The following is a 1,220-nucleotide window of genomic DNA, read 5'->3' on the forward strand; positions in this document are numbered from 1 at the left end:
AAAAAAATAGCCATTGCTGCTATATAACATATAGCAGCAGTCTCTACTACATATCTATATTTTTATATCTGAGCTGGTTTCTCCGGCCAGTCTGGGTTAGCTGTATCCACCCGGTTTACCATTACGCTATAAAGTTCCCATGCTTCCAGCCGTTTAATCTCTTCATCTGTGGCAATTTTCAGTTTTACCGCCCGCGCCAGTGGCGCAATAACTGACTCAGCCTCAGCAAGAAGTTCCGCTTTTCTGGCTTCAGCCTGTGCAACCAGCTCTTCAGGTGTATATTCGCGATGCTCAACCAGTACCGGGCCTCCTTTCCTGTGCTCAATATATTTTCCGTCCACCTGGCCCTGCATCAGCTCGCGATAATACTCATCTGTCAGGGGAATTAAATCGTCAGGGGAATTATCGGATTCGGTATCCGGTTGCCAGAAAAAACCTTTTTCTTTAAAGCTGTAATAATATTCGCTCATTGATATTTATCTCCCAAGTGCAAGCCAGGCTACAGGAAAATTATTGACCAGATTGGCCATTCCTGATGACTTGGTGGCGGCAAAAAACTGACTGTTGCTCACCGGGTATCCGAATGCGTTATCCACCTGGGTGCCCTGAGCGTTGGTATTGGTTACAAAAACGGCAAAGCAACCAACAGGGAAAGCGCGCGGGAAATTGTAGGTTCCGTTTGAGTTACCAAGTGTTCCCCACTGCATTATAAATCCGGTGCTGTCGTCCAGAATCCAGCCCCAGTCCTGAATGCTGCCGGTATTTTTACGGGCGAAAGTCTGGTTAACATAATCCCATGTGGCGCGGGTGTTGATGTTGTTGTCACGAACTGCCAGTTCACTATTGATCCAGTCAATCGTTCCACGGGTATTTAGCTGATTAGTAATCCAGATACTCAGCCAGTTATTCCCCCACACTGAACCAAAAATGTCACCATTAGTGGTCATGCGCGCATTATCGAAATGAATATCGGTGAGCATGTGTAATCCGTTGCCATCGATATAACCCACTTTGGCAGCGTTACAGTAAATATCCAGTACGCCATCCGCGCTGCCGATAAATCCACTGTCACTGTCACCGATATTTATACACGGTGTGCTGCCGTCAAAAACGCCGGTTCCGATATTGCCGATACTCACGCGTTTTGTTGGATTGAGGGTTTCTTTTAAACCGATATTTTGTACAAACCGCGGCTTGTCAGGAATGTCTGCACCGTTCTG

General features: G+C 46.6%; 2 protein-coding genes. Both read right to left on the bottom strand.

Annotated features, from left to right (window positions below):
* Positions 1-62: 62 nt before the first annotated feature.
* On the bottom strand, positions 63-470 hold the full coding sequence (locus tag ACLJPE_RS23140; protein WP_000006335.1) for a tail fiber assembly protein: 408 nt from the start codon (positions 468-470) through the stop codon (positions 63-65).
* Between the two features lie 6 nt (positions 471-476).
* Positions 477-1,220 (bottom strand): gp53-like domain-containing protein (locus ACLJPE_RS23145; RefSeq protein ID WP_410966023.1); only part of this gene is annotated, 744 nt, incomplete at its 5' end.

Origin of the sequence: Salmonella sp. SAL04196, from assembly GCF_046550835.1 — a bacterium.
Classification (GTDB): domain Bacteria; phylum Pseudomonadota; class Gammaproteobacteria; order Enterobacterales; family Enterobacteriaceae; genus Salmonella; species Salmonella enterica.